At 67.9% G+C, this 25,504-nt stretch carries 30 protein-coding genes and 1 riboswitch; of the genes, 12 read left to right on the top strand and 18 right to left on the bottom strand.

The features are described 5' to 3' along the window. Positions 1-89 precede the first annotated feature (89 nt). From ACGFI6_RS22580 to ACGFI6_RS22555, 6 genes are all read right to left on the bottom strand, one after another. Complete coding sequence (locus tag ACGFI6_RS22580) at positions 90-971, bottom strand: metal ABC transporter permease (protein WP_393121546.1); 882 nt, start codon at positions 969-971, stop codon at positions 90-92. After that, complete coding sequence (locus ACGFI6_RS22575; RefSeq protein ID WP_393121544.1) at positions 968-1,771, bottom strand: metal ABC transporter ATP-binding protein; 804 nt, start codon at positions 1,769-1,771, stop codon at positions 968-970. The genes ACGFI6_RS22580 and ACGFI6_RS22575 overlap by 4 nt, the downstream gene beginning before the upstream one ends. Further along, positions 1,768-2,697, bottom strand: coding sequence for a metal ABC transporter solute-binding protein, Zn/Mn family (locus ACGFI6_RS22570; RefSeq protein WP_393121542.1), 930 nt, complete (start codon positions 2,695-2,697; stop codon positions 1,768-1,770). Before ACGFI6_RS22570 ends, ACGFI6_RS22575 begins: the two co-directional genes overlap by 4 nt. A 167-nt stretch (positions 2,698-2,864) precedes the next feature. Further along, positions 2,865-3,266 (bottom strand): RNHCP domain-containing protein, encoded by a 402-nt coding sequence (locus ACGFI6_RS22565; protein ID WP_393121541.1) that lies wholly within the window; start codon positions 3,264-3,266, stop codon positions 2,865-2,867. A 230-nt stretch (positions 3,267-3,496) separates the two neighbouring features. Further along, on the bottom strand, positions 3,497-3,850 hold the full coding sequence (locus ACGFI6_RS22560; protein ID WP_393121539.1) for an arsenate reductase ArsC: 354 nt from the start codon (positions 3,848-3,850) through the stop codon (positions 3,497-3,499). Positions 3,851-3,900: 50 nt separating this feature from the next. Continuing rightward, entirely contained in the window at positions 3,901-4,257 is a 357-nt protein-coding gene (locus ACGFI6_RS22555) for a metalloregulator ArsR/SmtB family transcription factor (RefSeq protein ID WP_393121537.1), read from the bottom strand. A 77-nt stretch (positions 4,258-4,334) separates the two neighbouring features. Between ACGFI6_RS22555 and ACGFI6_RS22550 the strand changes: the two genes are divergently transcribed. Then, positions 4,335-5,738, top strand: a complete 1,404-nt coding sequence (locus ACGFI6_RS22550) for an FAD-dependent oxidoreductase (protein WP_393121535.1) — start codon at positions 4,335-4,337, stop codon at positions 5,736-5,738. 37 nt (positions 5,739-5,775) lie between these two features. Continuing rightward, positions 5,776-6,522: a Type 1 glutamine amidotransferase-like domain-containing protein gene (locus ACGFI6_RS22545; protein WP_393121533.1), complete on the top strand. Its 747-nt coding sequence runs from the start codon at positions 5,776-5,778 to the stop codon at positions 6,520-6,522. Between the two features lie 83 nt (positions 6,523-6,605). Here the strand turns inward: ACGFI6_RS22545 and ACGFI6_RS22540 are convergent, their stop codons facing one another. Both ACGFI6_RS22540 and ACGFI6_RS22535 read right to left on the bottom strand, forming a co-directional pair. Next, on the bottom strand, positions 6,606-7,286 hold the full coding sequence (locus ACGFI6_RS22540; RefSeq protein ID WP_393121531.1) for an ABC transporter ATP-binding protein: 681 nt from the start codon (positions 7,284-7,286) through the stop codon (positions 6,606-6,608). Beyond that, complete coding sequence (locus tag ACGFI6_RS22535) at positions 7,283-8,329, bottom strand: ABC transporter permease (RefSeq protein ID WP_393121529.1); 1,047 nt, start codon at positions 8,327-8,329, stop codon at positions 7,283-7,285. The genes ACGFI6_RS22540 and ACGFI6_RS22535 overlap by 4 nt, the downstream gene beginning before the upstream one ends. A 134-nt stretch (positions 8,330-8,463) precedes the next feature. On the opposite strand from ACGFI6_RS22535, the gene ACGFI6_RS22530 reads away from it, so the two are divergent. Then, positions 8,464-9,642, top strand: coding sequence for a sensor histidine kinase (locus ACGFI6_RS22530; protein WP_393121527.1), 1,179 nt, complete (start codon positions 8,464-8,466; stop codon positions 9,640-9,642). Further along, complete coding sequence (locus ACGFI6_RS22525) at positions 9,639-10,268, top strand: response regulator (protein WP_393121525.1); 630 nt, start codon at positions 9,639-9,641, stop codon at positions 10,266-10,268. The genes ACGFI6_RS22530 and ACGFI6_RS22525 overlap by 4 nt, the downstream gene beginning before the upstream one ends. 19 nt (positions 10,269-10,287) lie before the next feature. Here ACGFI6_RS22525 and ACGFI6_RS22520 read toward each other — a convergent pair whose 3' ends face one another. Continuing rightward, positions 10,288-11,052, bottom strand: coding sequence for an SAM-dependent methyltransferase (locus ACGFI6_RS22520; protein WP_393121523.1), 765 nt, complete (start codon positions 11,050-11,052; stop codon positions 10,288-10,290). A gap of 158 nt (positions 11,053-11,210) precedes the next feature. Here ACGFI6_RS22520 and ACGFI6_RS22515 point away from each other — a divergent pair, with 158 nt between their 5' ends. Both ACGFI6_RS22515 and ACGFI6_RS22510 read left to right on the top strand, forming a co-directional pair. Beyond that, the gene (locus ACGFI6_RS22515; RefSeq protein ID WP_393121521.1) at positions 11,211-11,438 is read left to right on the top strand and encodes a hypothetical protein; all 228 of its coding nucleotides are present in this window, start codon (positions 11,211-11,213) and stop codon (positions 11,436-11,438) included. A gap of 155 nt (positions 11,439-11,593) precedes the next feature. Continuing rightward, a complete protein-coding gene (locus tag ACGFI6_RS22510) occupies positions 11,594-14,029 on the top strand; it encodes a family 78 glycoside hydrolase catalytic domain (protein WP_393121519.1) in 2,436 nt (811 codons plus the stop codon). Between the two features lie 11 nt (positions 14,030-14,040). Here ACGFI6_RS22510 and ACGFI6_RS22505 read toward each other — a convergent pair whose 3' ends face one another. After that, the gene (locus ACGFI6_RS22505; RefSeq protein WP_393121517.1) at positions 14,041-15,054 is read right to left on the bottom strand and encodes a methyltransferase; all 1,014 of its coding nucleotides are present in this window, start codon (positions 15,052-15,054) and stop codon (positions 14,041-14,043) included. Positions 15,055-15,174: 120 nt separating this feature from the next. On the opposite strand from ACGFI6_RS22505, the gene ACGFI6_RS22500 reads away from it, so the two are divergent. Both ACGFI6_RS22500 and ACGFI6_RS22495 read left to right on the top strand, forming a co-directional pair. Beyond that, on the top strand, positions 15,175-16,035 hold the full coding sequence (locus ACGFI6_RS22500) for a LysR family transcriptional regulator (protein ID WP_393121515.1): 861 nt from the start codon (positions 15,175-15,177) through the stop codon (positions 16,033-16,035). Positions 16,036-16,101: 66 nt separating this feature from the next. Continuing rightward, positions 16,102-16,455: a hypothetical protein gene (locus ACGFI6_RS22495; protein WP_393121513.1), complete on the top strand. Its 354-nt coding sequence runs from the start codon at positions 16,102-16,104 to the stop codon at positions 16,453-16,455. Here the strand turns inward: ACGFI6_RS22495 and ACGFI6_RS22490 are convergent. Genes ACGFI6_RS22490 through ACGFI6_RS22480 form a run of 3 tightly spaced genes read right to left on the bottom strand, consistent with a single transcriptional unit; the run spans position 16,436 to position 18,481 of the window. After that, a complete protein-coding gene (locus ACGFI6_RS22490) occupies positions 16,436-17,314 on the bottom strand; it encodes an alpha/beta fold hydrolase (protein WP_393121511.1) in 879 nt (292 codons plus the stop codon). The genes ACGFI6_RS22495 and ACGFI6_RS22490 overlap by 20 nt on opposite strands. 51 nt (positions 17,315-17,365) lie before the next feature. Then, complete coding sequence (locus tag ACGFI6_RS22485) at positions 17,366-17,884, bottom strand: GNAT family N-acetyltransferase (protein ID WP_393121509.1); 519 nt, start codon at positions 17,882-17,884, stop codon at positions 17,366-17,368. Positions 17,885-17,926: 42 nt separating this feature from the next. Beyond that, positions 17,927-18,481 (bottom strand): hypothetical protein, encoded by a 555-nt coding sequence (locus ACGFI6_RS22480; protein ID WP_393121507.1) that lies wholly within the window; start codon positions 18,479-18,481, stop codon positions 17,927-17,929. Between the two features lie 120 nt (positions 18,482-18,601). On the opposite strand from ACGFI6_RS22480, the gene ACGFI6_RS22475 reads away from it, so the two are divergent. After that, positions 18,602-19,087: a pyridoxamine 5'-phosphate oxidase family protein gene (locus ACGFI6_RS22475; protein WP_393121505.1), complete on the top strand. Its 486-nt coding sequence runs from the start codon at positions 18,602-18,604 to the stop codon at positions 19,085-19,087. A 50-nt stretch (positions 19,088-19,137) separates the two neighbouring features. Here the strand turns inward: ACGFI6_RS22475 and ACGFI6_RS22470 are convergent, their stop codons facing one another. The 3 genes from ACGFI6_RS22470 to ACGFI6_RS22460 form a co-directional block, all read right to left on the bottom strand. Continuing rightward, entirely contained in the window at positions 19,138-19,596 is a 459-nt protein-coding gene (locus ACGFI6_RS22470; protein WP_393121503.1) for a 6,7-dimethyl-8-ribityllumazine synthase, read from the bottom strand. 62 nt (positions 19,597-19,658) lie between these two features. After that, positions 19,659-19,834: riboswitch (FMN riboswitch) on the bottom strand. Between the two features lie 74 nt (positions 19,835-19,908). Next, a complete protein-coding gene (locus ACGFI6_RS22465; protein WP_393121501.1) occupies positions 19,909-20,490 on the bottom strand; it encodes a TetR/AcrR family transcriptional regulator in 582 nt (193 codons plus the stop codon). Positions 20,491-20,560: 70 nt separating this feature from the next. Next, positions 20,561-20,872: an EthD family reductase gene (locus ACGFI6_RS22460; RefSeq protein WP_393121499.1), complete on the bottom strand. Its 312-nt coding sequence runs from the start codon at positions 20,870-20,872 to the stop codon at positions 20,561-20,563. A gap of 121 nt (positions 20,873-20,993) precedes the next feature. Between ACGFI6_RS22460 and ACGFI6_RS22455 the strand changes: the two genes are divergently transcribed. Beyond that, a complete protein-coding gene (locus ACGFI6_RS22455; RefSeq protein WP_393121497.1) occupies positions 20,994-21,347 on the top strand; it encodes a winged helix-turn-helix transcriptional regulator in 354 nt (117 codons plus the stop codon). Positions 21,348-21,678: 331 nt separating this feature from the next. Here the strand turns inward: ACGFI6_RS22455 and ACGFI6_RS22450 are convergent, their stop codons facing one another. Beyond that, positions 21,679-22,323: a hypothetical protein gene (locus ACGFI6_RS22450; protein ID WP_393121495.1), complete on the bottom strand. Its 645-nt coding sequence runs from the start codon at positions 22,321-22,323 to the stop codon at positions 21,679-21,681. A gap of 221 nt (positions 22,324-22,544) precedes the next feature. On the opposite strand from ACGFI6_RS22450, the gene ACGFI6_RS22445 reads away from it, so the two are divergent. Beyond that, on the top strand, positions 22,545-22,889 hold the full coding sequence (locus ACGFI6_RS22445) for an Hsp20/alpha crystallin family protein (protein ID WP_393121493.1): 345 nt from the start codon (positions 22,545-22,547) through the stop codon (positions 22,887-22,889). A 364-nt stretch (positions 22,890-23,253) separates the two neighbouring features. Here ACGFI6_RS22445 and ACGFI6_RS22440 read toward each other — a convergent pair whose 3' ends face one another. Further along, complete coding sequence (locus tag ACGFI6_RS22440; RefSeq protein ID WP_393121491.1) at positions 23,254-24,318, bottom strand: alpha/beta fold hydrolase; 1,065 nt, start codon at positions 24,316-24,318, stop codon at positions 23,254-23,256. A 318-nt stretch (positions 24,319-24,636) separates the two neighbouring features. On the opposite strand from ACGFI6_RS22440, the gene ACGFI6_RS22435 reads away from it, so the two are divergent. After that, the gene (locus tag ACGFI6_RS22435; protein WP_393121489.1) at positions 24,637-25,491 is read left to right on the top strand and encodes an AAA family ATPase; all 855 of its coding nucleotides are present in this window, start codon (positions 24,637-24,639) and stop codon (positions 25,489-25,491) included. Positions 25,492-25,504 lie beyond the last annotated feature (13 nt).

Genomic DNA, 25,504 nt, shown 5'->3' with positions numbered 1-25,504 from the left:
CGCGTTCAACCTGCCGTTCTACTCGGTGCTCGTGCTCCCGATCCTCTTCGCGGCCGGCATGTGCCTGATGGACACCGTCGACGGCGTCTTCATGAACGCCGCGCACGGCTGGCCGTTCGCCAAACCGGTACGCGGCGTGTGGACAAGAGGCGGCAGGTCAGATAGATGACGAAGGAAATGCTGGTGATGTAGGGGCTGATGGGGACCGAGCTGCCGGCCGCGAGCAGGATGCCGCCGACCGCGGCGAGTACGGCGAAGACCGTACTCAGGAGCGGCACCACGATCGGCGACGACGAGACTCGGAGCGCCGCGGCGGCGGGTGTGACGAGGAGTGAGAGTACGAGGAGCGCTCCGACGATCTGGACCGAGACCGCGACCGCGAGGCCGAGCAGGATCATGAACACGATCGACAACAGCCCGACCGGAACGCCGCGGGCAGCAGCGACGTCGGCGTCCGTGCTCGCGAACAGCAAGGGCCGCCAGACCAGCACGAGCCCGACCGCGACGACGGCGGAGATGACGATCAGCGACTTGATCTGCGGATCGTCGATCGCCACGATCTGTCCGGTCAGCAGGCCGAACTTGTTCGCCGCGCGCCCGTGATACAGGCCCAGGCAGAGGATTCCGAGCCCGAGCCCGAACGGCATCAGAACCGCCGTCACCGAGTTGCGATCGCGCGCCCGGGCACCGAGTACGCCGATCAGCAGTGCTGCGATCAGCGAACCTGCGAGTGCTCCGGTGACGACGCTGACACCGAGCAGCAGCCCGGCCGCGGCGCCGGCGAAGGACAGTTCGCTGACGCCGTGCACCGCGAACGCCATGTCCCGCATCATCACGAACACACCGATCAGGCCGCCGACGATGCCGAGCACGACGCAGGCGATGATCGAGTTCTTCAGCAGCGGCAGGAGTTGCCCGTACCCGGAGAAGTTGAAGATCTCCGACCAGACGGGGCTGTCCAGGCCGATCATCGGGCGCCCGCCGTTTCTGGGTGGTGGTACGGGTCGTGGTCCGGGACGCCCGCGACCAGGATCCGGCCGTTGTGCCGGATGACCTCGACCGGCGCGTCGAAGAGCCCGCTGAGTACGTCGGTCGTCATCACCTCGTCCGGCGTGCCGATCCGGAACCGGTGGTTCGCGATGTAGAGCACCCGGTCGACCTTCTCGAGGATCGGGTTGATGTCGTGGGTGACGAACAGGACGCCGAGGTCGAGCCGCCGCCGCGCGTCGTCGACCAGGTCGCTGACCAGCCGTTGGTGCGGCAGGTCCAGCGACAGCAACGGCTCGTCACACAGCAGCAGTCGGGGCTCGGCCGCGAGCGCCTGCGCGATCCGCAGCCGCTGCTGCTCACCGCCCGACAACGACGACAGCGGGGTGGACGCGTACGCTTCCGCGCCGACCGACGACAGCAACTGGTTGACCCGCAGACGACGTCGCCGCGACGGGATCGGCACTCCCCACCGGTGCCCGTCCAGCCCCAGCGCGACCATGTCCCGCCCGCGGAGAGGTACGCCGTCGTCGGCCAGGCGTTGCTGCGGGATATACCCGATCCGCCGATCGCCGCGGCGTACGGGCGTACCGAGGAAGGTCGCAGTGCCGGACCACAACGGCGTCTGTCCGAGGATGACCTTGAGCAGGCTCGACTTGCCGGAGCCGTTGGCGCCCAGGACGGCGATCAGCTCACCGCTGCGTACCTCGAGATCGAGGCCCTCCCAGAGTGTGCGGGACCCGAAGCCGAGGGCCGCACGCTCCAGGGTCAGGACCGTGCTCATTGGCCGAGCGCGGCACCGACCGCGGCGAGGTTCGCCGACATCCAGCCGACGTAGTCCTTCCCGCTGGGGAGCGTCTCGGTCACCGGCACCACGGGGATGCCGTTCTGCTTGGCGGCGTTCAGAACCTTCTCGGTCTCCGGGCCGGCGGTCTGCGCGTTGTACGCGAGGAGCTTCACCTCGTGCTTGGTGTAGAGCTGCAGGGTCTCGTCCAGGACCTTGGCGGGTACGTCAGTGTCCTCCTCGATCGCCTCGCTGAACTCGTCCGGGGTCTTGTTCTGCAGGCCGGCCGCGTCGAGCAGGTAGAGCGGCACCGGTTCGGTGATCGCGACCGGCTGGCCGTCGTACTTCGCCTTGAGCGTCGCCTCCTGCTGCGTGAGCCCGTCGAGCTTCTGCTTCAGGTCGGTGGCGTTCCGCTGGAAGGTCGACGCGTCGGCCGGAGCAGCCTTCGCGTATGCCTGCTGGAGCTGGTCGACGACCTTCGCCACGGTCGGGAAGTCGTACCAGACGTGCTCGTTGAGCTCCGCGCCGGCAGCGGCCTTCTTACCCGAGATGGTGACCGCGTTCAGCACGGTGGCCGAGGTGTTCTTCGCGCTCTTCAGCATCCGGTCCATGAAGTCGTCGTACCCGCCGCCGTTCTCGATCACGATCGCCGCGTTCGACAGCGCCAGCTGGTTGCGCGTGTTGGCCTCGTACTCATGGGGATCGGCGTCCGGGCTGGTGATGATCGAGGTGACCTCGACCTTGTCGCCGCCGACGCTGCCGGCCAGGTCGCCCCAGACATCTGTCGACGCGACCACCTTGATCTTCGCGCCCCCTGAGGACGCCGACGACGAGGTGGGACTGGCGTCGTCGCCCGACGAGCACGCACTCACCCCCAGCACAGTGAGAGCGGCGGCAACGGGCACTGCGAACAGTCTGCGATTCACGACAGAACCAACCTTCGAGCGGAATGAAATGACAACCGTTATCATTATCGCATGAAGGCTCGAGCGCAAACCGCGAGGTCACGACAGCGCCAGGCATGGCGTCGCCGACCTCGGGACATGCGGTGGACGAGTCCGGAGCGCCGTTCTACGACGCTCCGGACTCGCTGTCATTCCGCTTTGACCTTGCGGGCGCGCGGCTTGCGCGGGCGCCCGTTCGGCTCGGCCTCAACTGCAGGCGGGGGCGCGAACGGGATGAAGGGCATCGACAGCGGAAGTGCTGCCAGCCGCATCAACTGCAGGGCGTTGTCGTCGCCGGCGGTCTTGTTGAGCCGCAGACGGCCGCAGTTGGTGCATCGGTGGATGAGGACCCAACGGCCCTCACCGCGGACCGTGACCGCGATCGGCTCCATGCCACCGGAGCAGTCCGCCTTACGATCACCGGGGACGTTGCGGTCGAGATGCCGCGACCACAGACAACTCGGGCAGTGGTTGCGATGGGTAGTGCCGGGGGCGTCGAGGGAGACCTCTACGCCGCAATGTTCACAACTGAACGAACGTGCGAAAGCCAAACCGAAGAACCTTTCAGAGCGAAACCGCAGGACAGGACAGACATAGGCACTCTCCTTTCGCTCCGCACCGGCTCCTCCGGCGCACCTCCGCCCAGCAGACCAGCACGCCCACGGCACCGTCAATCGAATAACCGGCTCCTGTGTCCGATGCGTGCGTGAGCCCGCGCGGCTTGGGGTCGGGTCATCCGCTCCTGTTGGGGGTTCTCTACTCGTATGCCAGCGGAGAACCCTCAACTGGAACGGAGATCCGCTCCAGCGACCAGCTTCTCGATCCGGGCGCGGATCTCGTCGCGTACCTGGCGGACCACCTCGATCGGCTGCCCTGCGGGATCGGTCAGCTCCCAGTCCTCGTACCGCTTACCCGGAAAGACCGGGCAGGTGTCACCGCACCCCATCGTGATCACGACATCGCTCGCGCGGACGTCCTCGGTCGCGAGCAGTTGGGGTACGGCGGCGGTGATGTCGATCCCGACCTCCCGCATCACCTCGATCGCGACCGGGTTGATCCGGTCTCCCGGCGCCGACCCCGCCGACCGTACGTCGACCCGCTCCCCCGCGATCTCCCGCAACCACCCAGCGGCCATCTGCGACCGCCCCGCATTGTGCACACAAACAAACAACACCACCGGCTTCTTCACGAGGCAGGCGTTTCGAGCAGACCGGCGATCCAGCGGAGCCGTTCGGGGACGGGCCAGTAGTAGACCCAGGTGCCGCGGCGCTCGCAGTCGACGAGGCCGGCTTCGCGGAGCACTTTCAGGTGGTGCGAAATGGTCGGGCCGCTGACCTCGAACTGGGGAGTCAGGTCGCAGACGCAGATCTCGGCGCCCGCCGACGTGATCATCGACAGCAGCCGCAGCCGGATCGGGTCCGCGAGCGCCTTGAACACGCTCGCCCCCTCGGTCGCCTGGTCGGCGTCGAGCGCGGCGGCGGAGATCGGCGCGCAGCACCCGGTCGCCGAAACCGGCGTCAGGAGCAGCTCCTGTTTAGACATGGCTCTATCTTGACCTTTGTCGAATCAGGAGGCAAGCTGGCAGCTGTTTCGATGATCTTCTAGACAGGAGTTGGATCGTGGGCGAGCACCCGGTGGTCGTGATCGGCGCAGGACCGGTCGGACTGGCAGCGGCGGCACATCTTGCGGAGCGCGGGCTGGACTTCGTTGTCCTGGAATCCGGGCCGGGGGTCGCCGCGGCGATCTCGGAGTGGCGGCATGTGAAGCTCTTCAGCCCGTGGCGGTACAACCTCGATGCTGCGGCCCGCCGACTTCTCGAGGCGAGCGGCTGGAGCGCTCCGGATCTCGACGCGCTGCCGACCGGCGGTGATTTGATCGACGCCTACCTGGAGCCGCTCACAAAGCTCCCGCAGCTCGACGGCAAGATCCAGTACGGCGCCGAGGTGGTCGCGATCACGCGTGCGGGCTTCGACCGCGTCCGTACGGCAGGCCGCGCCGACGCCCCGTTCCTGATCCGCCTCGCCGACTCCACCGAGCTCCTCGCCGCCGCGATCGTCGACGCCTCCGGCACCTGGCAAACCCCCAACGTCCTGGGCGCCTCCGGCCTCCCCGCCCACGGCGAGTCCCCCAGCGTCCCAGGCACGTCCGGCCTCCCCACCAACAATCACATCGCTCGTGCATTGCCTGACGTCCTCGGGGCGGACCGTGAGCGCTACGCGGGTCGCCGTACGGCGGTGGTCGGCGCCGGGCACTCCGCCGCGACCACGCTCCTCGACCTCGGCCGCCTCGCCGAGGAGGCGCCCGGCACCGAGATCCTCTGGGTCGTCCGCGGCACCGACCAGGCCCGTACGTACGGCGGCGGTGCAGCCGACGAGCTCCCGGCCCGCGGCGCCCTCGGCTCCCGCCTGCAGCGGCTGGTGCAGTCAGGCCGCATCGAGTTGATCAGCTCGTTCCGCATCGAGTCCGTCCGTACGACCAACGGCCGTACCGAACTCACCTCCGGCAACCGCACCGTCAGCGCCGACACCGTGGTCAACTCCACGGGTTTCCGCCCGAACCACGCGATCGCGTCCGAACTCCGCGTGGACCTCGACCCGATCCTCGGCTCCACCCGCGCCCTCGCCCCGCTCATCGACCCCAACCAGCACTCCTGCGGCACGGTCCCGCCGCACGGCGTCGACGAACTCGCCCATCCCGAGCCCGGCTACTACGCCATCGGCGCGAAGTCGTACGGCCGCGCACCGACGTTCCTGCTCGCCACCGGCTACGAACAGGCCCGTTCCGTGGTCGCCGCGCTCGCGGACGACTGGGCCGCCGCCCGCAACGTCGAGCTGAACCTGCCCCAAACCGGCGTCTGCTCCTCGAACCTGGATTCGGACCTGAGCTCGAGCAGCTGCTGCGGTCCCGCGCCGGAGCCGATCCAGCTCACCGCCGCGCCAGGCAGCCGCGACATACTCACTGTCCTTGGACAAATCCCGGCAGCCGGTGTCGAATCAGGGCAAGGACGTTCGTTGCAGAGTTGAGCGGGCGCGTGCTCGCCGGACACCAGGGAAAGGCACCATGAGACTGCTCCTCACATCCGCCGGCATCCAGAACGCAAGCGTCGAGAACGCGCTGGTCGAGCTGCTGGGCAAGCCGATCGCCGAGTCCACCGCGCTGTTCATCCCTACCGCGATCTACCCGTTCCCCGGCGGCGCCTTCGGGGCGTGGAGGGCGATGTCGGGCAAGGCGCCGTCGCGCCTGGCCGACCTCGGCTGGAAGTCGATGGGCCTGCTCGAGCTGTCGGTCCTGCCGAGCATCGAAGAGGACGCCTGGGTACCGACGGTCCGCGACGCCGACGCCCTGCTGTTCTGGGGCGGCGACCCGTTGTTCCTGTCCAACTGGATGCGCCAGTCGGGTCTGACCGAGCTGCTGCCGACACTGCGACCTGAGGCCGTCTACGTCGGCGTCAGCGCCGGCAGCATCGCGGCCGCGAGTACGTTCGTCGAGACGTACACCGAACCACCCCGCGGTACCGACGGCCCGCTCAAGACCGAGAACACCGTGTTCACCACGCCGGACGGAGACGTCGACAGGATCCTGGTCACCGGCCAGGGCGCAGGCCTCGTCGACTTCGCCGTCATCCCGCACTTCGAACACCCCGACCACCCCGACGCCTCCCTCGCCAACGCCGAGAAGTGGGCCTCCCGCATCCCAGCTCCCACCTACGCGATCGACGACCAATCCGCCATCAAAGCCGTCGACGGCACCGTAGAAGTAGTCTCCGAAGGCACCTGGAACCTCTTCCCCCCCAATGCCGAACGCTGAGCCGCCGACACCGCCCACTTGGGGAGGATTCTGTCCCGATCCGGGCGGTAAATCCTCCCCAACCTCGACTCAGCGGAGGAAATTCACACTGAGGCGGGGGTTGTTAGGCGGCCGTCCTGCATCTGTGCGGTGTGGTTGGTTAGGTGTAGGTGTTGGAGGTCGTGGGTGACCATGATGGTGGCTACGGCTTGTTCGCGGGTGATGTCGCGGAGGAGGCGTACGACGGACTCGCCGCGGTCGTGGTCGAGGGCTGAGGTTGGCTCGTCGACCAGGAGCAGGGCGGGTTGACCCATCAGCGCGCGGGCGACGCCGACGCGTTGACGTTCGCCGCCCGACAGTTCCGCTGGGCGCCTGCGTGCCTTGTCAGCCAGGCCCACGCGGTCGAGTAGCTCGTGAGCGCGAGCTTCTGCCGTACGGCGAGCTGAACCGGCGACGTGGGCGACGAGCAGGAGCTGATCGAGCGCGGTCAGCGACGCCAGCAGGTTGGCCTGCTGGAACACGAAACCGATCCGCTCGCGCCGCAAGCGATCGCGCCCGCGCTGGTCCAGCGCGGTGACATCGGTCGACTCGATCACGACCGAGCCCTGCTCCGGCATCGTCAGCGCGCCCGCTACCGCGAGCAGGCTCGACTTGCCCGAGCCGGACGGACCGGTCACGGCAACGAACTCCCCCGCCGCAACGTGCAGATCGACAGCGTCGAGCGCCACCAGCCGGCGATCACCATCCGGATAGGTCAGACGAACGTCGTTGAGCGTGAGCGTCATCGAGCTGCTCCCAAGGCAGTCAAGGGGTCGGCGGTGCTGACCCGGCGTACGGAGAAGACGGCGCCGAGCGCACCCGTCGCGATCACGGCCGCGAGCGGAACGCCGACCGTACGAACATCCAGTACGAACGGCACGCCGCGTGATGCCAACGCACCGAGACCGGCCGCGACCGCTGCCCCGACGGCAGCGCCGGCGAGCAGAACGATCCCCGCCTGCGCCAGAGCGTCGCGCAGCAGATAGCCGCGACTGGCGCCGATTGCCCGGACGACCGCGAGATCGGCACCACGCTGCATGGTCCACACCGTGAAGAAGGCGCCGACGACCAGCGCGGAGACCACCAGCAGCAGAACCCGCATCAACTGCAGCGACCCTTGCTCGGAGGAGTACCCGCCGACGCCCGCAAACGCAGCGTCACGCGCGACCGACGTTCGAACGTCAGTATCGGGCGGCCGACTGCCCGTCGACGCAACAGCCGTGATGCCGTCGGTCCGAGCGATGCGCTGCCAGGTACTCGTCGAGGTGTACACAACCGGCAGGTGGTTGAAGGAGGTCGTGGCAACGATCCCGGTCACGGTGACGCGCTGCCCACCAAGGACAACGGTGTCGCCGACGGAGTACGACTCGGACAGATCGTTGGTCAGCACGACCTCCCCCGCGGCCGGCGATCGCCCTCGTTGCAGCGTTGGATACAGCGCCGGATCCGTGCCCAGTACGGTCACCGCGGCCGAGCGATCGCCCGCCTCGAGACGTGTAGTCGCCGCACCGAGCGGGTAGGCGGCGCCGACACCGGGCGCGTCCGCCACCGCTCCGACCGTGTCGGCCGGAAGGTTGCTGGTGGCAAAGGAGATCTCCTGCCCGGACGCCGGCCGCTGGAAGGTCAGCGTGTCGACCGGCAACGCGGCAACCGCTGACACGCTCGCCGCCCCCAGCCCGGCCGTCAGCCCGGTCAGCAGCACGACCATGGCGGTCATCAACGCGATGATCGACCCCAGCAGGACGAATCGGCCACGGGCGAATCGGAGGTCACGAACTGCGATGAACATGCCTCCAGCCTCACGCACCACGCGCCCGCGCACATGGTTCGGGCGATGGGACTCCCGGCGCCGAACGACGGACCCGGAAACCCATCGAAAGTTGGGGGTCCGGCGGCCCCGCACGCGCTACCGTCGTAAGCGCCATGGATCGTCGTCCCCCGCAGCCTGCGGCCGCAACCCTCGCCTTCCTCCGCCAGGCCGAGCATGCCCTGTTCGCAGTTCTCCTGGTGATTGGTGCCGTTCGTACGCTGCGCACCGGCGCCTGGATCGCGGCCGCGCTGGTCGCAGCTTGGTACGTACTGGGCGTTGTCCTCGCCCGCCGCACTCCAGGACCACGGGTCGCCGCTGGGTGGTTCGCCGGCCTGGTCGCCGGGTGGATCGTCCTCGCCGTACTGTCCGTGGACTTCGTCTGGCTCTCGTTCGCCCTGTTCCTGCTCGCGATGCAGCTGCTTCCGCGAGCCATCGGGCCCGTGGTCGTCGCGGGGCTGACAGCGATCGCGGTCGCAACCATCGCCGTACATGACGGACGGCTGACCACCTCCGGCGTTCTCGGACCGGTGATCGGCGCCGCAGTCGCCGTGGTGATCATGTCCGTCTACCGGAACCTCAGGCAGCAGAACGAGGTCAGCACCCGTCTGCTCGCCGAACTCACCGCCGCCCAGGACCAACTCGCCACCGCGCAACGCGAGGCCGGTGTCCTCGCCGAACGGGAGCGCCTCGCCGGAGAGATCCACGACACCACCACGCAGAGCGTGTCGGCGATCATCCTGATCCTGAAGTCCGCCGTCGGCCGCTGGCCGGATGCGCCGCCCGCGGCCCGCGAGCAACTGGACGCGGCCATCGACTCCGCGCAGTCCGCGCTCGAGGACACCCGCCGGCTGATCCGTGCGCTGACTCCGGCTCCGCTTGCCGGACGGCCGCTCGCGGACGCGCTCGAGCAGCTCGTCGAGGACAGCGGCCGGTACGGTCTCGCTGCCCGCCTGACGGTGGACGGTACGCCGTACCCGATGGCGACGCCGGCCGAGGTCGCCCTGCTCCGCGCCGGGCAGGAGGCGATCGCGAACATCCGTGCGCACGCCGAAGCGGCCCAGACCGAGCTCACCCTCACGTTCCATCCCGGGGCGGTCAGCCTCGACATCGTCGACGACGGGCGCGGGTTCGACCCGGACCGGCCACGGACCGGCACCACTGGCACCGGACTCGGGCTGGCCGCGATGCGCCGCCGTCTCGAGGCGGTTGGTGGCAGCCTGGTGATCGAGACCGCACCCGGGCGCGGCACCGCGATCAGCGCCCGCATTCCGGCCGAGGAGGCGCTCGCGTGACCGGCCCGATCCGAGTACTGCTGGTCGACGACCACCCGATCGTGCGTCGTGGACTCCGCGCGGCGCTCGCAGCCGATCCGGACATCGAGGTCGTGGGAGAGGCAGCCACCGGAGCCGACGCGATCACCGAAGCCGCCGGCTCCACGCCGGACCTGGTCCTCATGGACCTGAATCTCGGACCGGGCATGAACGGCGCCGAAGCCACCCGCCGGCTGCTCGAGCTGCCCGACCCGCCGCGGGTTCTGGTCCTCACCACGTACGACAGCGACGCCGACATCCTGCCCGCGATCTCCGCGGGCGCGACCGGCTATCTCCTCAAGGACACCGACCCGGAGGAACTGCTGGCCGCTGTCCGGCTGGCGGCCGCCGGCGAGACCGTCCTCACGCCGGCGATCGCGAACCGGCTGGTGTCCCGCGTCCGCGCGCCCGAGCGCTCACTCACCGCCCGCGAGATCCAGATCCTGGAGATGGTTGCCGCCGGCCGCTCGAACCAGTCCATCGCCCGCGCGTCCTTCATCACCGAAGCAACGGTCAAGTCCCACCTGGTCCAGGTCTTCGCCAAGCTCGCTGTGGACAATCGCACCGCCGCGGTCAGCGAGGCCCGCCGCCGCGGCATCATCCCCTGACCTGCTCACAGCGTCCCGGTCAGACGGCGATCAGTTGCAGGTATCCGAGGCCGAGGACGTTGCGGTAGCCGGACAGGTACGCCGCCTGCTGGGCACGGGCACGGTCGCGTACCTCGGCGGCATCCTCGTGATCAGCTGGGTGCGCAGCCAGCCAACGTGCGTAACACGCGTTGTACCCGGACTCGAAGTCGTCCCACTCGTCTGTGGACGCTTCGTGCGCACCGACCACGGCGAACCCGGTGCGGGTCGCGACGTCGACCAGTTCGGCAAGGGTGATCATCTCGTCCTCACGCCCACCGAGCGCGGCAATCGCCGCCGGCGTTGGCGGTCGCGACCAGATCCCGTCGCCGTACACCAACCGCCCGCCACGCGTCAGCAACGCCCGCATCCGCTGTAGCGCGCGCTCGTAGTGCAGTGGTTCGTCGGGCTGATCCGGCGGCGCCCAGGCGTGCGTTGCGCCGACACAGATGATCGCGTCCGCGCGGTCCGGAAGCGCCTCCGCGGCGTCCACGTCGACCAGCGTCAACCTCGACGACAACCCCCGATCGTCCCCGCGCCGCCGGCCTTCCTTGATCGCGTCACCATCGAGGTCGATGCCGATCCCGGTACTCTCCGGAGCCGCCGTGACCACCCGTAACAACAGCTCGCTCCATCCACACCCGACATCGACAACAACGCCGTGAAGACCGTCCCCAAGGAACGCCACCAGCCGCTCCGCCCGGGCCTCCGACAACGGAGACATGAAGGTCAGATCGTCCCAGGGCGCACTCAACGCAATAGCCATCCCCTTACCCTGCCGTCCCCTGCGCCCCATCGCCATCGCGTTTCGCCGGACCGGCTTCGGTGGGTAAGCGAATCCGCACTGTCAGTTGCTTACGATTCGGATCGAATGCGGTACCTGCTGTCGCCGAGCCGCCCGATGCGGCGCATACTTGAGGTCTGATGCAGACCAATCGCGGGACGACGCGTCGTCATCTGTCCACCAGTCCCTTCGCCGCCAAGGCTTCTGACGCGATCAAGAGTTTCGAGGTCGGCGAGCGGGTGACGCACGACCGGGAAGGACTGGGCCGTGTGCATTCCGTCGAGAGTGACGGCGCGGTGATCATCGACTTCGGGGGCGGCAGACTGCTGCGGCACCTCGCACCGTTCGCCAAGCTGCACACGCTCTGACCGGCGGGCTTCGCGTCGGTCGACCGACCGTCGACAACGTTGCCGATCCCCTGGGCCTGGACGATCCCTGTCCGGTCTTCGGGTGGCAGCTGACAGCGGGCAAGAACGACGCCCGTCAGACCGCGTACCGGATCCTCGTTGCCTCCAGCGCGGACTTGCTCCGCGACGGACGTGCCGACGTCTGGGACAGTGGGCGCGTCAACACCGACGACTCCGCTGCGATCCCGTACGCCGGGCCGGCCCTGGAACCGCGCCGTAGGTACCACTGGACCGTGCAGGTCTGGGACGAGCTCGGCGTCCGCAGTGAACTGGTGCAGTCCGCCTGGTGGGAGATGGGTCTCCCGGCAACCGACACGTGGCACGGCGCGGAGTGGATCAGCCCGGATGGGCAGCTCGAGCATCCAGGGATCACCGCGCCGACGCTGCGGACCGAGTTCACCACGCCGGAGGCAGTTGTCTCGGCGCGTGCGTACGTCCACGGGCTCGGCTTCTATGAGCTTCGGCTCAACGGCAACAAGATCGACGGTCGGGTCCTGACGCCGGCGAGTACGCCGTACAACCGCCGGATTCTCTACGACACGTACGACGTCACACAGCTGATCCGCAGCGGTCACAATGCGGTGGGGCTGTGGCTGGGCAACGGTTACGGCTCGCGGTTCAGCCGGTACGGCTTTCGTTGGCTCGGACCGCTGCAGGCCGTCCTACTGCTGGAGCTCCAACTCGCGGACGGCACCGAACAGATTGTCCGGACGGACGACGCCTGGCGTTGGTACGGCGGACCGATCACCAGCAACGACCTGTACGACGGTGAGTCGTACGACGCACGCCTCGAGCAGACCGGCTGGGACACTCCCGGATTCGATGCCGACCACTGGCTCCCGGTGCGTACCGTTCCAGCACCGGACGCTGTTCCCTCCCCCGCGACCGCACCCGCGATCCGGGTCGCGCACACCATCTGCCCGATCGCACTGACCGAGCCCACGCCCGGAGTGTGGGTCTTCGATCTCGGCCAGAACATTGCCGGCTGGCCACGTCTACGGGTACGCGGCCCCGCGGGCACCACTGTCCGGATGCGTACCGCGGAAGAGCTGGACAGCGACGGCGCACTGGACGTCACGACGAACCGCGACGCGGCCGCGCTCGACAGCTACAAGCTCTCCGGCGATCCACGCGGCGAGACCTACGAGCCACGGTTCACCTACCACGGCTTCCGGTACGTCGAGGTCACCGGCCACCCCGGCCCGCCGACGCTGGATACCCTGACCGGGCGCGCGATCCACGCTGATGTCGCCGACACCGGTACGTTCACGTCGTCCGACGAGTTGCTCAACCGGATCTGGCGCAACAACCGGTGGAGCATTCTGAACAACTCCCTCAGCCTCCCCACCGACACGCCGGTCCGGGACGAGCGGACCCCGCCGGCGATGGACGTCCTGACGTACCACGAAGCGTCGATCATCGAGTTCGGGATGGACCGCTTCTACGTGAAGTACCTGCGCGATCTGCCACCCGGTACTGCGCTTCCCAGCGACGATGTCAAAGGACAGCAGCCCGACATGGCCGGCGGCCAGGTAGTACTCGCCTGGTCCCTGTACGAGCAGTACGGCAACCGGTCGATCCTGGACGAGCTGTATCCGGCGATGAAGGCGTTCGTGACCCGCAACGCGGCCGACGTACCGGGACACATCTGGCCGGAGGATCGAGCGTTCGGCGACTGGTGCCCGCCCGATCGTGGCCCGGAGTCGAACGGCGGTCTCGGAAGCGCCACCGCAGGCGAGTGCTTCAGTGAGGGCTCACTGGTGAACACGGCGCTCGCGTACCGCCAGGCTTGCGCAGTCGCACAGGCGGCCGGCGTGGTCGGGACGCCTGCTGACGTGAAGCATTACAGCGACCTCGCGGCCGCCATCCGGTCTGCGTTCAACGTCGAGTTCCTCCAGGCCGACGGCACGACGTACGGCAGCGGGCGGCAGGTGACGAGCATCCTGCCGATCGCGTTCGGGATGGTCCCGGCCGAGCGCTTGGGGGCTGTAGGCAACCAACTCGTCGAGCGCATTCTCGGCGCAGACGACGGGCATCTGGACACCGGCATCTTCGGCACCCGGTACCTGCTCGACGCCCTGGCCGTGATCGGGCGCGTCGACGTCGCGCTGACCGTGCTGGGTCAGACCACGTACCCGGGCTTCGGGTTCCAGATCGCCCACGACGCGACGACGACCTGGGAACAGTGGTCGTACCGGGCCGGCATGCAGACCCACGATCACGCCATGTTCGCCGGCATCAATGCCTCGTTCTACACGGTCCTCGCCGGGATCAAGCCGACGTCCGCCGGGTACCGCACTGTCACGATCGCTCCCCAGATCCCTGACGGTCTCAGCCACGTGGCCGCGTCGATCGACACCGTCCGCGGTCGCATCTCGTCCTCGTGGAGCCGGGCCGACGACGGTCTGATTCTCAGCGTCGACGTGCCGGTGAACGTCACGGCCACCATCGTCGTACCCGCGCCGCTGGAGACCACCGAGCCGGGCCTGCAGCCGACTGCTCCGAACACGTACACCGTCGGATCCGGCCACTGGACCTTCCGCAAGCCCTGACCCCCCGTGCGTCACGGTTTGCGGGCCAGAACCGCGCCGTTCGCGCCGGGAGCGTCGAACGAAACAGTCTGGATGTCGACGAACCCGGTGGCGAGCAGCCACTGCTCGTACTCCGCCGCGGTGTAGTTGCGACCAACTGTCTCCACGAGCATGTTCAGACTCATCAACGCTGCGGCGGGCGGACCGGTTTTCTCGTCGTTCACGAGCAACTCGCTGATCACGATCCGGCCACCGGAAGGCAGCGCGGCAAAGCACTTCCGCAAGATCGCCAGATCCTGCTCCGGCGTCCAGTCGTGCATGATCATGGACAGCAGTACGACGTCATGTCCTGGTGGCAGCTCGGAATCGGTCAGGAAATCGCCCGGCGTGACGGCGATGCGATCCTCGTGCCCTGCCGCGACGAGCTGTTTCGTGACGATGTCGCAGACCGGTGGCAGCTCGAAGACCGTCGCCCGCAGATTGGGGTAGCGGCGGCACAGCTCGATGTCGTACGCGCCGGAGCCACCGCCGACATCGAGGAGTGCCGTGGCGGCGGACAAGTCGACGTGTGCCGCCAACTCGCGCGCGGTGAGCGTCGAGAGGGAATGCATTGCCTCCCAGAACACCGCCAGGAGCTCAGGGTCCTCACTGTCGAACAGGTGCGCCTGCTCGTCAGGATTCCAGCTCGTCGGCCGATTCGTTCGTACTGCCTCGGTCAGGCGACCCCACGCCGGATAGAGCCTGCGATCGAGCATCTGCACCCAGCCGCCGAAGTGATTGTCCTTGCCAGGAACGAGGAATTCGTCGGTCAGCGCACTGTTCACGTAGCGCCCGTCCTTGCCCTCGAGCAGCCCGATGGACGCGCAGGCGGTCACCAGCAATTCAGCGGGGCGCCGGTCGACGCCGAGCAGCTCGGCCAGCCCGTCGACGGTGTGACCGTCGGTCCCGGACAGGTGGCTGAAGAGGTCCAGCTCGTACGCGGTTGCGAGCGCTTTGAACGACCAGAAGCCGATCGACAGTTGCATCAGCGGCGAGATGTTCTGCATGGGTTCTCCTGCCCCGTCATGGGAAGCTCGGACCCCTTCACCCTCTGGTGCGCAGCACTGTCGATCAACGCGAACCTGTGCAACGCTCGTGAAGTGTGAGTTAACGAAGGGATCCGCGCCATGCTCGAGCGCTACGAACTGGAGATGTTCCTGACGCTCGCCGAAGAACTGCACTTCGGCCGTACCGCCGAGCGCACCCACGTCTCCACGGCCCGCGTCAGCCAGACGATCCGCAAACTGGAACGCCGCGTCGGCGCCCCACTGTTCAACCGCACGAGCCGCCGCGTCGAGCTGACGCCTCTCGGCCGCGATCTGTACGAGGACCTGGGCCCTGCCCGCGACCAGATCGTCGCCGCCGTAGAACGAGCCATCACCTCGGCCCGCGGCATCACCGGGACTCTCCAAGCCGGCTATCTCACTGCGGCCGGAGCGCAACTCCTTCTCCAGGCCGCCGACGTCCTAAAGACCCGCCAACCCCCCGCGGGTCTCGACGTCATCGTCCGCGAAGTCCAACTCGCCGACGCCGTGCCGTGGCTCCTCGGCGGCGAGATACAAGTGCTCCTCACCTGCTTCGACACCGAACACGCCATCCTCGCCACCGGCCCCCCGCTCATCACCGAGGCCCGCATGCTCGCAGTCCCCTCCACCCATCCCCTGGCCAGCCGGCACTCCGTCTCAACAAACGACCTGACCAACCTCACCGTCCTGCACACCTCTGACCGATCTGGAGCAGGGCGATCCGTGGGCGAGTCCGGTCCGGAAGCTGCGTCGTTCCACGAGCTCCTGACCCTCGTCGGCGCCGGCCGCGGAGTCTTCCCGATCAGCGCCCACCTCAGGCGCTACTACATGCGCCCCGACGTCGCCTACATTCCGTTCCGAGACGCCCCGCCGGTCCACTGGCGCCTGATGTGGCGCACCGACAGACCCACCGCCCAAGTGGTCGCCTACGCAGCAGCCCTACAAGCCCTACTAACCACCTAGCCCCCACAATCACATCGCGCACTATGTCAGTCGCCACCTTCCTGCCTCGGCTGCTACGAATGCGCTATGGACGAAGTGCGCACGCACGTGCTCGAGACCGACCGCGGCGAAATCCTGGTCGAGGACGGCGGACGTGTCGAGGAACTGGAGCGGCACTTCACCGACCGAGCCACCGCCCGCGCGAACTGGCGACAGGACGCAGAGACGACGCTCGCGACCTGCTCAAGATCCGGCGGGTTGGCTGGAGCGCTGGGGCGACCTGGCGGAGCAGGAGACCGCAACATGCCGCCAGTGCACGGTCATCGGATCGCGCAGCTCGTGCCCGGAATCCAGGCGTACTTCCCCGACGAGGATCACACGACGATCGAGGACGACCACCGCACCGAGGCCTACAACTGGCTCATCGCCCGCCGGCGATGAGGTTGGCGAGTTGGTCGGGGAGGTTTGGGGAGTAGTAGGTGTGGCCCATGCCGGGGATGACGTGGAGGTGCGCGCCGGGGATAGCGGCCGCGAGGGCCTTGCCGTGGGCTGGGGTGAAGAGTGGGTCCTGGTCTCCATGGACGACCGTTGTCGGGGCGGTGATCGTCGACAAGGGCACGAGCAGGTCGGGGCCCATCTTCTGGCCGATCAGGCTGTGGTTGGCCGCGGCCGACGGGTCGGTTGCCCTCGCCCAGCAGCGCTCGAGTACAGCTCTGGCGGCCGGCTCGTCGAACGGGAGAACGTCGCCGTTCATCACCCTGAAAGTGACCACGTCAGCCTCCACGCCCGGCTCGGTGCCCGCGGAGTCGACGAGATGCTGCAGGAAACGCGCCGTCGGCGGCGGCAGCTCGTCCGGATCGGCGGGCTGTCCGGCCAAGGCGCGTTCCACAACCGGACCAGGATCGCGGCCCATCGGCGTGGTGGAGAGCAAGGTCAGCGAGCTCACGCGATCCGGCTGGTGGACGCCGAGCCACTGCGCGATCACACCACCCATCGACGCCCCGGCGACATGGGCGGACGGCAACTCGTACGCGTCCAGGATCGCCACAGCATCAACAGCCAGGTCGGTCAGACCGTACGGATGCTCATCGAAGTCGACGATGCTCGAACGCCCGGTGTCGCGATGGTCGAACCGAATCACTTGCAGGCCGCGATCGACCAGGCGGTCGACCATCGCATCCGGGAAGGTGTAGCCCTGGGCAGACGCGCCTGCGATCAGCAGCACCGCTGGATCATCGGGCCGTCCGGTCCGCTCGGTCCACAACCGCAGCGGACCGGAGGTCACGAACATCTCGCTCATGCCCGGCGACGCTACGCGGTCGCCCGGCACGCCGCCACGCAATAGTTCGGGTCAGCGGCTCGGGCGCTCGAAGATGAGCTCGAGGCCGTCCTCCTCGTCCCACTGTTCGCCGTTCTCGACGAAGCCGAAGCCCGCGATGGTGGCCAGCGAGGCCTGGTTGGTGGGGCTGATCGTGGCTCGCACGGTCCGTACGGAGGGCTCGGCGGCCGCGTGTTCCAGGAGCGCGGTCAGGATCGCCCTGGCGTGACCTTGCCGCCGGTACGGCGGGTCGACCGTGTAGCCGATCTCGACCATGCCGTCCGCGTCCGGCGGACCGTGGAACCCGGCGTACCCGACGACGACGTCACCGGCCACGGCGAGCTTGACGAGCCACCCGAAGGTGCTGGGATCGGCGGTCAGCTGATCGAGACGGTACTGCCAGAGCCACTTGGCCCTGTCGGAGAGGAACTCGTCGCCGAGGGCGAAGCCAAGCTCCGCCTCCGCCGCGGGACGGTCGCCGGCGAGCAACGCGCCGAGCGCCGTACCGGTCATCTCAACAAAGCGAACTGCCGAGGAGGTGCCAATTGCCATGGCACCCATCCTCAGGTCGGGCGCCTCCCCCGGACAAACGGATTAATCGCGCTGCTCGGCGTACTTCTTGAAGTTCAGCAACTGCTGACGGGCCATGACCAGATCGCCGACCGACAGCAGCGGCGCGAGAGGCCGCGGGTACTCGCCGACGACCTTCAGGACGAGGCGCGTCCCGGCGTCCCCGAGGTCGAGGAGCCGGTACGTCATGGTGGCGCCGATGATCTGTCCGGTGAGGTGCTCCTCGTGGACGAGCGCGACGATCCGACCGAGCGGCCGTCCGCCGGAGGAGCTGAACGGGTCCCCGATCTCCGGATCGTCGAGGTGCAAGAGCTCGCGCGGCGAACGGCGTCCGAGGTTGTCGATCAGGTCGTACGAGTAGGGAGCGAGCCGTACCTGGATCAACCAGGACCACACGACACTCGTCGGCGCCTCGATCGTGACAGCTCGCCAGGCCTGCACCGTGGGCTTCGGGGCGAATCGGTCGCACGCGTACGAGGCCTCGGTCTCCTCGTCGGTGACGCCCCACCGATCGCCGATCATCCGCCACCTCTTCTCGGCGCTGCACTCCTGCTCGGCGCTGCACTCCGCCACTGGCATCGTCGCACTGCCCACGCTCCGGCGCCGTGACACCCGACACACCGCGAGTATGCTTCAACCATTCTAGAGATAACACTCTAAAAAAGGAGGGCCGATGACCCCCGACCGCATCGGTAGCTCATGATCACCGAAGCCCAGTGGTCACAGGCCAGACGCGTCGTCCGCCGTACGATCCGCACCTCACTGCACTGCAGCATCGCGAGCACGAACCCGGACGGATCCCCACATGTCACACCGATCGGGTCGCTGTTGCTGACCGAGAAGGGATCCGCGCTCTACTTCGACGTACTCAACTCAAGACTCGCGGCCAACCTCGAGCGCGAACCGAGAGTCGCCATCATCGCCGTCGACAGCGGGAAACGCCTGTGGCTGCGAGCCGCACTGCGCGGCCGATTCACCGGCTCCCCTGGTATCAGGTTGATCGGCTCCGTGGGCCCGCCTCGCGAAAGCACCCCAGTGGAAACCGGCCGCTTCCAACGAGCCGTCGGACCACTCCTGCGGACCCCAGGAGGCAAAGCCCTCTGGGGCTCACTCCCCACGGTCCGCGACGTAACCGTCGAGCGCATCCAAAACCTCAACCTGGGCCCCCTGACACACGCGCTCTAACCCGAACTGCCCGGGCGGCAGCCGGGCAGGCGGCGGGCGGGCGTACTGGCTTAGGCGACCTTGGGGGCGGTGAGGGTTTCGATGATTGCTCGGGCGACTTCGCGGCCCTTGATCACGAAGTGGTCGCGGAAGAACGCGTGATGCTCGTCATGCTCGTGGAAGTGCAGCGGAGTCAGCACCGCGGAGAACGTCGGTACGCCCGTCTCCAACTGAACCCGCATGAGCGCATCCACCACCGTCGCCGCCACGAACTCATGACGATAGATCCCGCCGTCGACGACCAGCCCGCACGCCGCGATCGCGGCGTACTCCCCGGTCGAGGCGAGCTGCTTGACCTTCAACGGGATCTCGAAGGCTCCCGGGACCTTGTACACGTCGACCTGGCGGCCTTCGGTACGCAGGTCGTCGACGCAGGTTCGTACTGCCTGGTCGACGATGTCGGCATGCCAGCGCGACGCGATCACGGCGATGCGTGAGCTGTCGGTCGATGCCGTGGGGATGTGTGTCACTGTTCCTCCTGTTCACACACATGCCCAGGGGGTGCGGTGACCGGACGAGACGACCTCGCCTGTCACGTTCTCTTCATTCCGGACTGTGACCGTCGGCTCCGGAGTCGCACCGGATCTGCTGACCCTCCCCCGCCGGCTGAAACGCGTGACGAGGTCGGCGCTCGCGGGCTCGACCTGCCCGGATCGGCCGGGCCGCCATCACCGCCGGTGGGGACTTCCACCCCTCCCTGAGACGCAGCTCCGATATTAGAGGTATCTCTCCACAACTTCAACGATCATCAACAGCAGACGAGGACTTCGCGCACAGCCCGATCACGAGTCGCCGAGGATGATGGAGGTTGCCAGCCGCCGTACCAGCTCGGTCGCTGCCGCCGGTACCGATCCCGGAAGGTGCCGGCGAACGACCGCCAGCGGCAGGTCGACCATCGCGAACGCGATCTCGTCCCGCGGCCGATCCGCCGCAACGGCGATCCCGCGAACGACCTTGGCCAGCCGCCGGTCCCGGCTGCGCTCGTACGACGCCAGCGCCTCGATGTCGGCCGCCGCCCACTGATCGCGCGAGAACGCCCGATGGCCGGCATGCAGTACGGCAGCAGTCCCCGGCTGCTCGCGACACCAATCCACGATCCAAGCAGTCGACGTGACCGCGTGGGCGGGAGTGGGCGCGTCGCCGAGCTGCAGCCGGTACGCCTCGTCGAAGGTGTGCACCGCCCGCGCCCACAACGCGTGCAGCAGCGCAGGCCGATCCGGGAACCGGTGGTACACCGATCCACTCGGCGCACCCGCAGCACGCGCCACCGAGGCCATCGTCACCGCCCTCGCGCCACCCTCGGCGAAGAGCGCAACGCCCGCGTCAAGCAGTGCGTCCGCGGTATGCGTGGCCGGTCTCCCCATGCCCGCGACGATATCTCTTCGGCTTGTAGAGAGACACCTCTAGTATCTGGCCGAGCCACCTGCAGGAGCCTCAGATGGTGCCGTTCTGCATCGGACAGTCCATGACGACCACACCACCGGTGGCGTAGTTGGCGACATCGGCACTCACCTTCTGGCCGTGCGCGGACGCCCTCGACGCGGTCAGTGCGGCGGCGTCGGCGAACTCGGCCTCGAAGACCGCGAAGTACGGCGGCTCCCCCTGCGTCGCCGTCACCTCGAAGCTGTAGCGGTACGCGAGCAAGCCGGGCATCTTCGCGACCAGCGGGAGATGGGTGCTCACGTAGTACTCGCGGAAGTGGTCGGGATCGACGGGCTCGGGATACAGGACCAGCAGCTTGTGCACAACATCCTCCGTTGGTGGTGATCGACCCCCGAAGCCACCCCTGTGCGCTTCGGAAATCGAATCGATGTGGTGCACGATAGTGTGTCGGATATCGAAGCCGCAAGATGGGACGGAACGACGGATGGCGACACCCAGGCCAGGACGCGCGGTCCGAGGATCGAGCACCGGCCGGCCACTGATGGCCGCACTCGACCTATTCGGTCGTAGGTGGAACCTGCGAATCATCTGGGAGCTGCAACACGGCCCGGTCGGATTCCGCGCACTGCAGGAGCGCTGCGACAGCATGTCCTCCAGCGTCCTGCGGCAACGCCTGACCGAGCTGGTCGACGCAGGCGTCGTCGAGCAACACCCCGACACCACCTACGCCCTCACAGAGCTGGGCCACAGCGCCCGCCGCGCCCTCCGCCCCCTAATCCGCTGGTCCACCGACTGGGCCGCGACCCTCTCCACCCCCGATCCGGAAGACGCCCGCTAACACTTCTGATCTCGCACCGTCCGCACCTTCGCGGGCACGCGCGGGTCCGCAACTGGTGGTCGCTCAGCCTCCGCCTCCGGCGCACCTCGTACGACAGGACAGACGGGCACCTGTCGTACGGGGCCACCCCCGAGGCGCCGGAACATCCACTGCCGTTGGTCGTAGTCGTAATAGGTGTCAATGCCACCGACCGTCATAGCACCCCTCCCGGCTGGATCGTCGGCGATCGGTTCCCACACCCGATCGCCGTAAACAGCCTGCATGCCTGCCGACGTCAGTGGTCAGGCTTGCCGTACAGCGGTCTTGCGGGCGTGAGACGCCCTCGCCATGCTCAATGCGCCTCGGTCGCCGGGTCTGTTGCGTCGAGCGCGGGCGTGCGGCCGGCGAGGTCTGTCATGCGGATGGCATCGATGGTCCGAGTCAGATCGGTGACCTGACCGGCCAGGTCCGGGTGGGTGTCGCGGAGTTGCTCGCCGGCTGCGGTCAGCGGCTGGAGCAGGTCGGCGGCGTTGTTGCTGCCGAGCGCGTCGCGGAGGTGCGCGATAGCGGGTGCTGCTCCGGCTGTGGACGGGTTGGTGGTGTCGGTCGGCAATGCGGTGATCTGCCCGGCGAGCTGGCGCAGCGCCGCAGCGTTGTCGTGGGCCCATCCGGCGACGGCGCGGTCGCCAGATCGTCGGTCGCGGGCTGCCTGGACGCGGTCTTCGCGGGTGGTGGCGGCATCGTCGGTGGAGTGGGGCTTGAGTCGCAGGTAGCGGCGTTCGGCTGCCTGGCGGCTGGCCAGGCCGAGGCGAGGTGCGATCTCGGCCCAGGTGGCACCCCGGTCGCGTGCGGCGCCGACCAGGATCGGCTCCCACTCGTCGATGTACGAGCGGAGCCGGTGCAGGGCGGTGAGGGTAGCGAGCACTCGGCCCGCGTCGGCATCGTCCAAGGCGCCCGGGGTCCGCAGTAGCTCGAGTCCGTCGAGTCGTTCGTTCATGCGTGGAATCCGTCCGTCAGCACAATGCTGACATTGGTGCTTGTCATCGTTTCGATGACATGCTAGAACAGAAATGCGTGTTGACACCACTGGTTCACGAGACGATCAGGAGGTGCACGACGATGTTGATGCGCACAGACCCGTTCCGGGAGTTGGATCGCCTGACGCAGCAGTTCCTCGGCGCGTCTGGCGGGCAAGGGACCTGGTCAAGGCCGACCTCGATGCCAATCGATGCGTACCGCTCGGGTGACGAGTACGTGATCGCATTTGATCTCCCAGGTGTGGCGGCGGACGCAATCGAGCTCGACGTCGAGCGCAATGTACTCACGGTGAAGGCGGAGCGGCGTCCACCGGAGGTTCCTGAGGACGTCGAGATGCAGGTCGCCGAACGACCGCTCGGAGTCTTCTCACGGCAGCTGTTCCTCGGCGAGACGCTGGACACCGACAAGATCGAGGCGAGCTACAACGCCGGGGTTCTGACCTTGAAGATCCCGATCGCCGAGCAAGCCAAGCCACGACGGATCGCGGTCGCCGGCACGAACAGTCACCAGCAGATCAACGCCTGATCCGCGCACAGGATGGCGACGCGATGACGCCGTACAGCGACCACGGCGTGATCGGCTCCCGTCGAACCCGTCGCTGATACGGCGGGGCCAGCCCGGGAGCGCGGACCTCCGACAGCTCACGGCCACCTCGCGCACTGAGCGGAACACAGCTGAAAGGTGGTGGTTCACCTCATCGAATCGGCAAGCGTTGCGCACACTTCACTTCATTGACCGTAGACGCGACGTGGCGGCCCGCGACATCTCGCGGTAGCCAGCTCGCACAGCGGCGCCCGCGGGGCTGACGTCCCACCGGCGAGGCCGCCACGTCGTCCCGACCCACGTGACACCAGCCAGGACGCCGGTGAGGCCTTCGAGCAGGTTCTGCTCAGCTGACTTCCGTCATCGGGCCTGACCTGGAGCATTTCACATTCTCATCGTAGAAACTGTTGATACCGGCAACGATCTTGGTGAGGCAGTCCTCGAGCGCGAAATGCCCTGAATTCAGGCGCACGAGCTTCGCGTCGGGGAGATCGCGGAGGTACGCCTCACCGCCGGCAGCGGTGAAGAAGATGTCGCCTTGGCCCCAGAAGATCAGCGTCTTCGGTTGGTCGCGACGTAGCCGCGCCTGCCAGCTCATGTACCGCTCGGCGTTCGTGCGGTAGTCGTAGAAGAGGTCCAGTTGGACCCGACGGGCGTTCGGCCGGGCCAGGAAGTGCAGATCCACGTTCCAGTTGTCGGGGCTGATCCTGGCCGGGTCCGGGTGACCGGTCAAGTAGATCGCCTGCACCGCCTCCCGTTCGACGAAGTTGTCCAACAGCTTTTCGCTGTCGGCAGTGCGGTGCGACCAGAGGCCATGACGGATGCCGTCCCACGCATCTGTGAATCCTTGCTCGTACATATTGGCGTTCTGGATGATCTGCCACCGCAGCCAGTCCGGGTGCAGCGAGATCAGCCGATTGCCGATCGGGCCGCCGCAGCCCTGCAGGTACAGCCCCATCGGCCCGGTGAAGTCGATGGCCAGCAATGCCTCGTCGACGATCTCGGCGAGATGGTCGAAGGTGTAGTCCCACTCTCGCGGGTCCGGCATCTCGGTGTTCCCGAATCCCGGATAGTCGAACGCGACGAGGTGAAACCGGTCGGCGAGGGCCGGCATCAGGTTTCGGAACTGGTGCGACGACGACGGGAATCCACCCAGCAGCAGGAGCTTCGGCGCACCGGGCCCGCCCGCTTCGCGATAGAAGACCTCCAGCCCACCGGCGGACACCGTACGGAATCTGGTGCTGGACGCCCCATGCTCGCCTTCAAGGCGGTCCGGCGCGGGCGTCGGCGGGGCTACGACTTCCGCCGGGACGGGGACGGCCGCGCTCAGGACGGACAGTACGGCAGCACTGAGTGTGGCGACTCTCCGGCGATGGGGAGCGGCGGTCCCGGGGACGGGGCGAGTCTGCATGGCATCCTCCTGGTGCAGAGAGTTCGTCGGTGCGGGATGCCACCACTCTGCGTGTGCAGGCGGCGCCCGGGCCCCCGTGTAGCCCCGGGTCAATACCCGTGTAGTCCCGCATCAATGCCGGGTCGCCCGGCCGCCCCGCGCTCCTCCCATCGCGAAACCCCCCGACGTCCTCGGCACAGTCCGCGCTGCGGCGATGTGAGATAGCCCGGCGGTGTACGCGGCCCGATCGGGCGCATGTCGCCCGACACGACGGCGTGGGTCGTCGAGGCTGGTTGGGCAGATATCGGGAGGCTCGATGGACACGACGGGACGTGATTGGTGCCGTCGCCGGTCGGCGTCGTGACGTCACATCAGTTGCCCACCGAGCTCCGCGGCAGGCAGAGCGAGTGCGCGACGCTCGACTCCCTCGTGGACCGCGTTCGCGCCGGCACGAGCCAGGTGCTCGTGCTGCGGGGCGAGACGGGAGTCGGCAAGTCCACCCTGCTGGACTACCTGGCGAACGGGCTTGGGCAGGGTTGCCGCCTGGCGCGCGCGGCCGGTGTCGAGTCCGAGGTCGAGTTGCCCTTCTCCGGTTTGCACCAGTTGTGCGCACCGATGCTGGACCACCTCGATCGTCTGCCCGGACCGCAGCGTGATGCGCTGGCCACGCCGCACCCGATCTATCTGTACGGAGGCCGGAGCGCGCGGCGAGGGTATGGGACTCACCATCGTGGACTACTCATCGGCCGTACTCCACAACGGCTGGGGCGTTACCAGGAAGCGTTGAAAGCGGCCGAACAAGGAGCCGGCTACCCCGACCGTGCAGCAGCTGCACTCGATGCGCTGGTCCGGACCACGAGTGCCGGCGGCACCGACTGGGCGCTCGGAATCGAGGCACGATCCCGCGCGCCGGTGAGCCGGGGAGACGCGGCCGAAGCCTGCTACCTGGAGGCAGTGGAGCGGCTCGGCCGGACGCGCATGCGCGTCGAGCACGCCCGCGCTCAGCTGCTCTACGGAGAGTGGTTGCGGCGGGAGAACCGCCGTCGCGATGCGCGCCTCCACCTCAGGTCGGCGTACGACATGTTCACGCCCATTGGGGGCGGAGGCTTTCGCCCCCATGGCCTTCACAAGGTCTTCGCCAAGCTCGGCATCGGCTCTCGCCGAGAACTCTCCGGCACCCTCCTCAATGCGTGAAGCGAGCCCACCC

The organism is Kribbella sp. NPDC048928 (assembly GCF_043197975.1).
In the GTDB taxonomy this organism is placed as follows: domain Bacteria; phylum Actinomycetota; class Actinomycetes; order Propionibacteriales; family Kribbellaceae; genus Kribbella.
Note: the sequence above shows the minus strand (reverse complement) of the source record. Positions and strands in the feature narration are given on the sequence as shown.

Coding starts and splice junctions, on each gene's coding strand:
- ACGFI6_RS22450 (WP_393121495.1), bottom strand. CDS start 22,323: ATGAACGAACGACTCGACGGACTCGAGCTACTGCGGACCCCGGGCGCC.
- ACGFI6_RS22490 (WP_393121511.1), bottom strand. CDS start 17,314: ATGAGCGAGATGTTCGTGACCTCCGGTCCGCTGCGGTTGTGGACCGAG.
- ACGFI6_RS22530 (WP_393121527.1), top strand. CDS start 8,464: ATGGATCGTCGTCCCCCGCAGCCTGCGGCCGCAACCCTCGCCTTCCTC.
- ACGFI6_RS22580 (WP_393121546.1), bottom strand. CDS start 971: ATGATCGGCCTGGACAGCCCCGTCTGGTCGGAGATCTTCAACTTCTCC.
- ACGFI6_RS22440 (WP_393121491.1), bottom strand. CDS start 24,318: ATGCAGACTCGCCCCGTCCCCGGGACCGCCGCTCCCCATCGCCGGAGA.
- ACGFI6_RS22475 (WP_393121505.1), top strand. CDS start 18,602: ATGATCACCGAAGCCCAGTGGTCACAGGCCAGACGCGTCGTCCGCCGT.
- ACGFI6_RS22540 (WP_393121531.1), bottom strand. CDS start 7,286: ATGACGCTCACGCTCAACGACGTTCGTCTGACCTATCCGGATGGTGAT.
- ACGFI6_RS22455 (WP_393121497.1), top strand. CDS start 20,994: ATGGCGACACCCAGGCCAGGACGCGCGGTCCGAGGATCGAGCACCGGC.
- ACGFI6_RS22560 (WP_393121539.1), bottom strand. CDS start 3,850: ATGGCCGCTGGGTGGTTGCGGGAGATCGCGGGGGAGCGGGTCGACGTA.
- ACGFI6_RS22480 (WP_393121507.1), bottom strand. CDS start 18,481: ATGCCAGTGGCGGAGTGCAGCGCCGAGCAGGAGTGCAGCGCCGAGAAG.
- ACGFI6_RS22575 (WP_393121544.1), bottom strand. CDS start 1,771: ATGAGCACGGTCCTGACCCTGGAGCGTGCGGCCCTCGGCTTCGGGTCC.
- ACGFI6_RS22465 (WP_393121501.1), bottom strand. CDS start 20,490: ATGGGGAGACCGGCCACGCATACCGCGGACGCACTGCTTGACGCGGGC.
- ACGFI6_RS22535 (WP_393121529.1), bottom strand. CDS start 8,329: ATGTTCATCGCAGTTCGTGACCTCCGATTCGCCCGTGGCCGATTCGTC.
- ACGFI6_RS22555 (WP_393121537.1), bottom strand. CDS start 4,257: ATGTCTAAACAGGAGCTGCTCCTGACGCCGGTTTCGGCGACCGGGTGC.
- ACGFI6_RS22505 (WP_393121517.1), bottom strand. CDS start 15,054: ATGCAGAACATCTCGCCGCTGATGCAACTGTCGATCGGCTTCTGGTCG.
- ACGFI6_RS22515 (WP_393121521.1), top strand. CDS start 11,211: ATGCAGACCAATCGCGGGACGACGCGTCGTCATCTGTCCACCAGTCCC.
- ACGFI6_RS22485 (WP_393121509.1), bottom strand. CDS start 17,884: ATGGCAATTGGCACCTCCTCGGCAGTTCGCTTTGTTGAGATGACCGGT.
- ACGFI6_RS22495 (WP_393121513.1), top strand. CDS start 16,102: ATGGACGAAGTGCGCACGCACGTGCTCGAGACCGACCGCGGCGAAATC.
- ACGFI6_RS22520 (WP_393121523.1), bottom strand. CDS start 11,052: ATGGCTATTGCGTTGAGTGCGCCCTGGGACGATCTGACCTTCATGTCT.
- ACGFI6_RS22545 (WP_393121533.1), top strand. CDS start 5,776: ATGAGACTGCTCCTCACATCCGCCGGCATCCAGAACGCAAGCGTCGAG.
- ACGFI6_RS22445 (WP_393121493.1), top strand. CDS start 22,545: ATGCCAATCGATGCGTACCGCTCGGGTGACGAGTACGTGATCGCATTT.
- ACGFI6_RS22500 (WP_393121515.1), top strand. CDS start 15,175: ATGCTCGAGCGCTACGAACTGGAGATGTTCCTGACGCTCGCCGAAGAA.